The organism is Streptomyces sp. NPDC005761, assembly GCF_040630635.1.
Classification (GTDB): domain Bacteria; phylum Actinomycetota; class Actinomycetes; order Streptomycetales; family Streptomycetaceae; genus Streptomyces.
Window position 1 is genome coordinate 1 of the sequence record NZ_JBEXXX010000085.1, and the last position, 9,812, is coordinate 9,812.

Annotated in this window: 6 protein-coding genes; 3 read left to right on the plus strand and 3 right to left on the minus strand. The window is 71.9% G+C overall.

Features of this window, described 5'->3' with window-relative positions; all coding sequences use genetic code 11:
- The first annotated feature begins 262 nt into the window (after window positions 1–262).
- Complete coding sequence (locus ABZ434_RS35630; protein WP_359146115.1) at window positions 263–1,906, plus strand: DNA repair helicase XPB; 1,644 nt, start codon at window positions 263–265, stop codon at window positions 1,904–1,906.
- A 20-nt stretch (window positions 1,907–1,926) separates the two neighbouring features.
- On the opposite strand, the gene ABZ434_RS35635 is transcribed toward ABZ434_RS35630, so the two are convergent.
- Window positions 1,927–2,115, minus strand: coding sequence for a hypothetical protein (locus tag ABZ434_RS35635; RefSeq protein WP_359146118.1), 189 nt, complete (start codon window positions 2,113–2,115; stop codon window positions 1,927–1,929).
- Between the two features lie 426 nt (window positions 2,116–2,541).
- Here ABZ434_RS35635 and ABZ434_RS35640 point away from each other — a divergent pair, with 426 nt between their 5' ends.
- Entirely contained in the window at window positions 2,542–4,614 is a 2,073-nt protein-coding gene (locus ABZ434_RS35640) for an ATP-binding domain-containing protein (protein WP_359146121.1), read from the plus strand.
- 46 nt (window positions 4,615–4,660) lie between these two features.
- Here ABZ434_RS35640 and ABZ434_RS35645 read toward each other — a convergent pair whose 3' ends face one another.
- Both ABZ434_RS35645 and ABZ434_RS35650 read right to left on the minus strand, forming a co-directional pair.
- A complete protein-coding gene (locus ABZ434_RS35645; RefSeq protein ID WP_359146124.1) occupies window positions 4,661–7,252 on the minus strand; it encodes a glycoside hydrolase family 9 protein in 2,592 nt (863 codons plus the stop codon).
- Window positions 7,253–7,575: 323 nt separating this feature from the next.
- A complete protein-coding gene (locus ABZ434_RS35650; RefSeq protein WP_359146127.1) occupies window positions 7,576–8,265 on the minus strand; it encodes a copper homeostasis protein CutC in 690 nt (229 codons plus the stop codon).
- A 342-nt stretch (window positions 8,266–8,607) separates the two neighbouring features.
- Here ABZ434_RS35650 and ABZ434_RS35655 point away from each other — a divergent pair.
- On the plus strand, window positions 8,608–9,812 hold a 1,205-nt coding region (locus tag ABZ434_RS35655; RefSeq protein ID WP_359146130.1), incomplete at its 3' end, for a heavy metal translocating P-type ATPase.

Genomic DNA, 9,812 nt, shown 5'->3' on the forward strand with positions numbered 1-9,812 from the left:
CCCGCAGAAAATGGCGTACGACCCGGGTACAAGTGCGTCGTCGGGTGCACACGCCATTTTTGAGGAGTCTGCCCGGAGGGGCACCACCCCCACCCTCCGGACACAGCGCCCCGCGGGGCACCCGCACACAAGCCCGTCCGGCGATTGAGGACGGAACCCCGCACCAAGGGAACCCGCACGCACGACACCCCCGCCCCCACATACGGCACACTGGAGGTTTGGCCGGTACCCGGCCTCCCCGCCGTAGAAAGGGCCGAAGCGCGTGACCGGACCCCTCATCGTCCAGAGCGACAAGACGCTGCTCCTCGAAGTCGACCACGAGCAGGCCGACGCCTGCCGTCGTGTGATCGCCCCGTTCGCGGAGCTGGAGCGTGCGCCCGAGCACATCCACACCTACCGGCTGACCCCGCTCGGGCTGTGGAACGCCCGCGCCGCAGGGCACGACGCCGAGCAGGTCGTCGACGCGCTCGTGAAGTACTCGCGCTACCCCGTACCGCACGCGCTGCTCGTCGACATCGCCGAGACGATGGACCGGTACGGCCGCCTCACCCTCTCCAAGCACCCGGTCCACGGGCTGGTGCTGACCTCCACGGACCGGCCGGTCCTGGAAGAGATCCTGCGGTCGAAGAAGGTCCAGCCACTGGTCGGGGCCCGGATCGACCCGGACACCGTGGCCGTGCACCCCTCCGAGCGCGGGCAGGTCAAGCAGACGCTGCTGAAGCTCGGCTGGCCCGCCGAGGACCTCGCGGGGTACGTCGACGGCGAGGCGCACCCGATCGAGCTGGACGAGAACGGCTGGGCGCTGCGGCCGTACCAGCAGCAGGCCGTCGAGGGGTTCTGGCACGGCGGGTCCGGCGTCGTCGTGCTGCCGTGCGGCGCGGGCAAGACGCTGGTCGGGGCGGGCGCGATGGCGCAGGCCAAGGCGACCACGCTGATCCTGGTCACGAACACGGTGTCGGCCAGGCAGTGGAAGCACGAGCTGGTGAAGCGGACCTCGCTGACCGAGGACGAGATCGGCGAGTACAGCGGTACGCGCAAGGAGATCCGGCCGGTCACCATCGCCACGTACCAGGTGCTGACGACCCGCCGTAAGGGTGTCTACGCGCACCTGGAGCTGTTCGACTCCCGCGACTGGGGGCTCGTGATCTACGACGAGGTGCATCTGCTGCCCGCGCCCGTCTTCAAGTTCACCGCCGATCTCCAGGCGCGGCGCCGGCTGGGGCTCACGGCGACGCTCGTGCGGGAGGACGGACGCGAGTCGGACGTCTTCTCCCTGATCGGGCCCAAGCGGTTCGACGCCCCGTGGAAGGAGATCGAGGCGCAGGGCTACATCGCGCCCGCCGACTGTGTCGAGGTGCGGGTCAATCTGACGGACTCCGAGCGGCTCGCGTACGCGACCGCCGAGGCCGAGGAGAAGTACCGGTTCTGCGCGACGACCGCGACGAAGCGGAAGGTCACCGAGGCGCTGGTGCGCAAGCACAAGGGCGAGCAGACGCTGGTCATCGGGCAGTACATCGATCAGCTGGACGAGCTGGGTGAGCACCTGGACGCCCCGGTGATCAAGGGCGAGACGAGCAATGCCCAGCGCGAGAAGCTGTTCGGCGCCTTCCGGGAGGGCGAGATCAGCGTGCTGGTCGTGTCGAAGGTGGCGAACTTCTCGATCGACCTGCCCGAGGCCACCGTCGCCATTCAGGTGTCGGGCACCTTCGGTTCGCGTCAGGAGGAGGCCCAGCGGCTCGGCCGGGTGCTGCGGCCGAAGGCGGACGGGCACGAGGCGCGGTTCTACTCGGTGGTCGCGCGCGACACGATCGACCAGGATTTCGCGGCGCACCGCCAGCGCTTCCTGGCCGAGCAGGGCTATGCGTACCGGATCGTGGACGCGGACGAGTTGCTGTCGGACAACTGACGGGGCGGGGAGGGGCGGGTTCAGTGCCTGCGGCGGACGCCCGCCTCCTCCGCGTACTCGCCGAGGACGACGACGCCGAACGCGGCCCGTACGTAGACCCTGACGGCGCGCAGCGCGTCTCCGGCGCGGTGGTGGTGGGAGTGACCGGTGGCCGCGGACGCGCCGTGCGCGGGGCCGGTCCTTCGGGGGTTCAGGGTGACGGTGCTCATGTCTTCCATGGTGCTCCGCCCCGGCCGCGCGGGCGTCGGTCCGCGGGTGGAAGCCCGTGGGCGCGCTTCTACCCCTGTGGTCGCATGCCGTCCCCTACGGGATGGACCCGCGCGATATCCGTTCGCGCGGGGCGGGGGCGGTCGATACAATCGCCGGTCTGCCCGCCTCCCGCACCGTGGTACCGGCCGTCCCCCAGGACGTGCGCCGGCAGCCGGGGGAGCGCCGCCGACCGGACGGAAACCGGCCGACAGCCGTACGCGCGTCCGCGTGCGTACCAGTGATCGATCCCCGAGCGGACCGCATCGCTCCCGAGCAGTGCCCGGGGGCGGGGCCTTGCGTCGGGGTCAGGCCGGAGCCCGGCCCGACCTGGACGGACGGCCCCTCGGTGCGGTCCCCGTCCTGCGTTGAATGCCGGAGGCAACACCGTGCCCGCGCACGAACACGAAAGCGACACCCCCACCGACCCCCTCGCCCACGAGCGCGCCCATCTCGCCGCCTCGCGCGCCGCGCTGCGTGCCATGCGCGAGGACGCCCAGGCCCTCAACATCCGTGATGTCACGGCGAACTGGGTGAACGCCGCAGTACTGCAGGCCCAGATCGCGGACCGCATCAAGTCGCTCGCCGATCTCGCCCACACCCCGCTCTTCTTCGGGCGGCTGGACTACCTCCACGTGGTGGGGGCGGCGCAGGCCGAGGGCGCGGAGGGCGAGCAGTTCTACATCGGGCGCCGCCACGTGCATGACGCCGACGGTGATCCGATGGTCATCGACTGGCGTGCGCCGGTCTCCCAGCCGTTCTACCGGGCGTCCCGGAAGGACCCGCTGGATGTCGGTCAGCGGCGCCGCTTCGGTTACACCGGCGGTGAGCTGACCGCGTACGAGGACGAGCACCTCACCGACCCGACCGAGACCGCGCAGACCAGCAAGCTCCTCCAGGCGGAGATCGAGCGGCCGCGTGTCGGTCCGATGCGTGACATCGTCGCGACGATCCAGCCGGAGCAGGACGAGATCGTCCGCAGCGGGCTGGGCGGCTCGGTCTGTGTCCAGGGCGGCCCCGGCACCGGTAAGACGGCCGTGGGCCTGCACCGGGTCGCGTATCTGCTGTATGCGCACCGCGAGCGGCTCGCCCGTACGGGCACGCTGGTCATCGGGCCGAACCGGTCGTTCCTGCACTACATCGAGCAGGTGCTGCCGGCCCTCGGTGAGCTGGAGGTGAAGCAGGCGACGGTCGACGACCTGGTGACGGCCCAGGTCGAGGTCCGTGGGACGGACGAGGCGCGGGCCGCCGTCGTGAAGGGCGACGCCCGGATGGCGGAGGTGCTGCGCAGGGCGATCCGTTCGCACGTGACGATGCCCGCCGAGCCGGTCATGGTGGTGCGTGGATCGCGGCGCTGGCGGGTCCCGGCGTACGAGATCGAGGAGATGGTCGAGGAACTGCTGGCCAGGGACATGCGGTACGGGGCCGCGCACGAGGCCCTTCCGCAGCGCATCGCGCACGCCGTGCTGGTGCGGATGGAGGAGGCGGGCGAAGCGCCCGACGACCGGGTGCAGAACGCGGTGGCCCGCACCCCGGCCGTCAAGGCCGCGGTGAAGGCGGTCTGGCCCGCGGTCGAGCCGTCGAAGCTGGTGCTGCGGCTGCTGTCGGACCCGGAGTTCCTGGCCGCTCACGCGGACGGGTTGCTGAGCGAGGACGAGCAGAAGACGATCCTGTGGACCAAGCCGGCCCGCAGTGTGAAGTCCGCGAAGTGGTCGGCGGCGGACGCGGTGCTGATCGACGAGGCGTCCGACCTGGTGGCGCGCACGCACTCGCTCGGCCATGTCGTGATCGACGAGGCCCAGGACCTGTCGCCCATGCAGTACCGGGCGGTGGGGCGGCGCTGTTCGACCGGTTCGGCGACCGTGCTCGGGGACCTGGCGCAGGGCACGACGCCGTGGTCGACGCAGAGCTGGGAGCAGGCGCTGTACCACCTGGGGAAGCCGGACGCGGTGGTGGAGGAGCTCACGGCGGGCTTCCGTGTGCCGCGCGAGGTGATCGCGTACGCCTCCCGGCTGCTGCCGGTGATCTCGCCCGGACTCGCGCCGGTGGAGTCGGTGCGTGAGTCACCCGGTTCGCTGTCGGTACGGGAGGTGCCGGGCGCTGACGCACTGGACGCGGCGGTGGTCGCGGCCTGCGCGGAGTCGTTGGAGCAGGAGGGTTCGACCGGTCTGATCGCCGCCGACGCCCGCATCCCCGCACTGGCCGAGGCGCTGACCGCGGCGGGCCACAGCTTCCTCTCCCCCGGGCAGGAGACGACCGCCGAGTCCCGGCTGACGCTGGTCCCGGCATCGCTGGCGAAGGGCCTGGAGTACGACTACGTGGTGCTGGACGAGCCGGCCGCGGTGGTCGACGGTGAGCCCGACGAGCGGACGGGGCTGCGCCGGCTGTACGTGGCGCTGACCCGTGCCGTTTCGGGGCTGATCGTCCTTCACGCGGCGCCGCTGCCGGAGCAGCTGGGCTGAGACGGGCAGGGGTGGGGGCGGCGGTCCGCCCCCACCCCGTGTCCGGTCAGCCGGCCGTGCAGGCCCTCCCGTTCAGCTTGACCGTGCCCGGGTCCGCTGCCGCGCCCGAGCGGCTGCTGTTGAACCCGAAGTCGACTGCCGCGCCGGGTGCGAGGGTGCGGTTCCAGGACAGTGGCGTGGCCGTGACCGTACGCCCGTACTGGGCGATGTCGGCGCTCCAGGTGTGGCTGAGCTTCTGGTCGCCCGGCAGCAGCCAGGTCAGGGACCAGGGGGTGAGCGCCTCGGTTCCGGTGTTCTTCACCGTGACCGTGGTGGTCGAGCCGGTGCTCCACGGGTGCGAGGAGTAGGTGACCCGGCAGGCGCGGGCGGGGCCCGCCCCGTCACCGGCATCGTCCAGGTAGGACGCGATGAAGGCCAGCGGGGCGTTCCAGTTGATGGCGACCTCGTTGGTGGCGTACGAGCCGTTGTCGTCGAGGTAGCACATGGCCGCCGCGCAGCCGCCCAGCTTCTCGGCCGCCGCCGGGTCCCCGGACGTGGGAGCGGTGAGGTTCGGCCCTCCCGCGAGGGAACCGGCGGGCGGGTGGGGCAGGTCGGGGTCGCTCTGGTGCGCCCACACCCGGTGGTGCTGGTTCTCCGAGCTGCGCTCGCCGTATCCGGTGACGTAGGACTGGTTCAGCGGGTTGCGCCCGAACAGGTAGTCCGCGCCGCGCAGCACCGCGTCGCGGTAGTCGGCCTTCCCGGTGAGGTCGGCCGCGGTGGCCATCACGATCATGTTGTTGAGCACCTGGCTGTTGGAGCCCCAGGCGTAGTTCTGGCCGGCCGGGGCGTACGGCACGCCGTACAGCTGGTCCTCGGTCTGCCCGGCGTAGCGGTCGGCGGCCGTGGTCACCACGCCACGGACCTGGGCCAGCTGGTCGGCGGTCAGGTCGTTGGGCACGGTGGCCAGCGTCAGCACTCCGAGGCCCGCGGTCCCGCCCCACCACATGCCGCCGTCGGCCGGGAACGCCGCGTCGGTGTCGCCGTGCAGCGGCGAGTCGAGGAGCGCCTGACGGTAGGGGGCGGCGCCGGTGGTGGTGAACAGTTCGGCGGCGGCCCAGTAGAACTCGTCGGAGACGTCGTTGTCGCTGTAGGTGCCGCCGCCCGTTCCGTCGTTGGGGTCGGCGAGCACGTTCGGATGGGCCTTCGCCGCGGTCCACGCCGTCTCGGCGGCCGTACGGCACCGGTCGGCGAAGTCCGCGTCGTACGGGGCGAAGAGCCGGGCGCACTGGGCGGCCGCGGCAGCCAGGTTCAGGGTCGCGGCGGTGGACGGCGGGTGCAACTCACGCTGCTGGGGATCCAGATGGGGCATCATCGGCAGGCCGGTCCACTGGGCGTCGTGCATCTTGTGGTGGACCATTCCGGCGAGCGGCTGCCCGGCCGGGACCTGCATGCGCATCATGAAGTCGAGCTCCCAGCGCGCCTCGTCGAGGATGTCCGGCACGTCGTTGCCGTGCTCGGGCACCGCCAGCGCGCCGTCGCCGAGTTCGGCGGACTCCGCCCCGTCGGCGGTCAGGGTCCGCTCGTAGGTGTCCATCAGTTCGGCCACCGCGATGCCGCCGTTGACGACGTACTTGCCATGGTCGCCCGCGTCGTACCAGCCGCCCCGCACGTCGAGCCGGTAGTCGCAGACGCCCGGCTGGCAGGGCACGTCCGTGTCGCCCTTGTTCGGGGCGACGTCGAGGTGACCGGCCGGGCGGGCGTACTGCTCACCGACGAGGTCGGCGTCGATCTCGATGCCGCTCCGGTTCTGGTAGAAGTACGCGAGCGAGTCGCCGCGCAGGGAGTCGTAGAGATCGGCCCCGATCGCGAAGGGCTCGCTGACCTGCCCGTCCGCCTCGACGGTGTATCCGTCCCCGGTGGTCGTGACGTCGCTGAAGTCGAAGGTGTGGACGTTCTGGCGGGAGGTCGGGTCGACGCCGCCCGGGGCGGTGGTGCCGGTGGCGGCCGCCGATCCGTCGGGCGCCCGGAGGGTCCACGGCAGTGGCTCGCTCGCGTCGGTGACCAGGGTGCCTTCCTTGGGGCCCTGCGGGAGGTAGCCGACCTGGTTGACGCGGACGCGCGAGCCGGTGTCGGGCACGTAGACGGGCGGCTCGGCCCCGCCGCGCAGGGACACGTCGTCGAGACAGAAGGTGGCCGCGTCGTCGCTGCCGCCTATCTGGAAGGCGAGTTGGGCGGCGTCGCGGTCGGCGGTGGCGGTGAACACGTGCGTGACCGGGACCGCTTCCGTGCCGATCAGGTCGGTCGCGGACAGGTCGGTCGTCCACGGGTCGGTGGCCATCTGCACATTGGTGTGGATGGAGAGCGGCGCGGTGGACGTGGCCGTGTAGGTGAGGCTGTACGTCTCCCCCGCGACGAGCGGGATGTCGTTCTGGCCGACGATCACGTCCCACGGGTTGGCCGTTCCGGCCGGTACGTCGGTGCAGAGCCGGCCGTCCGTGACGGCGGCGGCGGTGTTGGCGGTCCACCACCAGGGCGCGGTACCGGCGGCGAAGTCACCGTTGGTGATCTGCTCCGGGGCCGGGTCGGCGTCCTCGGCGGCGGCACCGGGCGCGGTGAGGACACCGCCGAACAGTGCGGTGAGGGCTAATGTCCCGAGCACACGGCGCCCGCGCCGGGCGCGGGCGCGACCGGTGGGGGGCGGGGGCGGAGAGGCGTTCACCGGGGGCCTTTCGGTAGGAGGCTGAGGGTGGTGCGGCACGTGACGGATGAGCGGTGGGAACGCTCCCATGAGCAGTGATGAATGCCGGGGAGGCACCGTGGGAGCGTTCCCACTCCGCCGTGTCGCCATTGTGAAGCCCGGGGTGTTTGTTGCGCCAGGGTCATGACAGCACGAGCCTGGCGGGAGGCCTGCGTACAACGGGCGGGGGCGGGACGCCGTGTCCGGTGCCCCGCCCCCGCCCGTGAAGCCCGCGCGCGCACGCCCTAGGCGTCGAGCACGTCCCGCCACTCCCTGACCGCAGCCACGTCCACCGGCCCCGACCAGCCGTCCGGCCGGGCGGCCCCGCCGATGTGGAAGGCGTCGACACCCGCGGCCAGCAGCTCCGGCAGGTGCTCCAGCCGCAGGCCGCCACCGACGAGGATCTGCGGCTCGTATCCCGGCTCACCCTTGCGCGCCGCCTCGACGATCAACGTGGGGATGCCGTCGTCCACCCCCGCGGGCGAACCCGCGGTGAGGTACGTGTCCAGGCCCGGCAGGTCGGCGAGGGCCTTGCGCAGCGCGTCCCGGTCGGCGGCGCGGTCGATCGCGCGGTGGAAGGTCCAGCTGCAGCCGTCCAGTTCGGCGACGATGCGCTCGACCGCGACGAGGTCGGGGTGACCGTCCGCGTCCAGGAAACCGAGCACGAACTCGTCCGCGCCCTCCGCGCGGAGTTCGCGCGCCTTGCGTACGAGTACGCCCACGTCGCCGGCCGCGAAGCCGTCCGCCACCCTGAGCATCACCCGCAACGGAATGTCCACCGCTGCGCGGATCGCCGCGAACGTCGCGGAGGACGGGGTGAGGCCGTCCGCCGCCATGTCGGTGACCAGCTCAAGCCGGTCCGCACCACCCGCCTGGGCAGCGACCGCGTCCTCCGCGTCGAGAGCGATCACCTCCAGGACTGCACGGTTGCTCATGGGAACCCAATCCTCCAGAAACCATCTATAGGTCTAGTCCAATGCCAGCCTACGGGGCGGTAGGCCGGGGGCGCAGCCTCACCGTGAACGTGAAGATACGCGAGGCCGGACGCGCGGCCGGGGACCGGAGGCGCGCGGTCCCCTGCCTCCTCGCGGATCACCCTTGCGTGCGCATAGGGGCAGGGGGTATACCTGAATCATGAACACATACCCCCCTGGGGTATAAAACCGATCGAAGGAGGCCCCGTGTCCGCGCAGACCGCTGCCACCACCGGCACCACTGGCCCCAGTGGCTCGACGGGTACCGCCGTCGCCGCAGAGATCGTGCTCGCCATCGGCGGCATGACCTGTGCCTCGTGCGCGGCCCGTATCGAGAAGAAGCTCAACCGGATGGACGGGGTCGAGGCCACCGTCAACTACGCCACCGAGAAGGCCAGGGTCAGCTACCGGGTCCAGGACGTCTCCGTACAGGACCTGATCGCCACGGTCGAGAAGACCGGCTACACCGCGCACGAGCCCGCTGGCCCGGTACGTGACGGAGACGCACCGGCCGAGGCCGGCCAGGCGGACGAGCTCCGCCCACTGCGGCAGCGGCTCGTGACGGCCGTCCTGCTCGCGGTGCCGGTGATCGCGATGTCGATGATCCCGGCGCTCCAGTTCGACAACTGGCAGTGGCTCTCCCTCGCCCTCACCGGCCCCGTCGTCACGTATGCCGCCTGGCCCTTCCACCGCGCCGCGTGGACCAACGTCCGGCACGGCGCGGCCACCATGGACACGTTGATCTCGGTCGGCACCTCGGCCGCGTTCCTGTGGTCGGTGTGGGCGCTGTTCTTCGGCACCGCCGGGATGACCGGCATGACGCACCCCTTCGAGCTGACCATCGGCCGCACCGACGGCGCCGGGAACATCTACCTCGAGGCAGCCGCCGGAGTCACCGCGTTCATCCTGGCCGGGCGCTACTTCGAGGCCCGCTCCAAGCGGAAGGCGGGCGCCGCGCTGAAGGCCCTGCTCGAGCTGGGCGCGAAGGAGGTCACCGTCCTGCGGGACGGCCGCGAGGTCACCGTGGGCACGGCCGAACTCCGGGTCGGCGACCGCTTCCTGGTCCGGCCGGGCGAGAAGATCGCCACCGACGGCACCGTGGTGGAGGGCAGTTCGGCGGTGGACGCGTCGATGCTCACCGGTGAGTCCGTCCCCGTGGAGGTCACGACCGGGGACGCGGTGACCGGCGCGACGCTGAACGCGGGCGGCCGGCTCGTCGTCGAGGCGACCCGGGTCGGCGCCGACACCCAGCTGGCGCGCATGGCGAAGCTGGTCGAGGACGCGCAGAACGGCAAGGCCGCGGCCCAGCGGCTGGCCGACCGGATCTCCGCGGTGTTCGTCCCCGTCGTGATCGCGCTGGCACTCGGCACGCTCGGCTTCTGGCTGGGCAGCGGGGAGGGCCTGACGGCCGCGTTCACGGCCGCGGTCGCCGTGCTGATCATCGCCTGCCCGTGCGCCCTGGGCCTCGCCACCCCGACCGCCCTCATGGTCGGCACCGGACGCGGAGC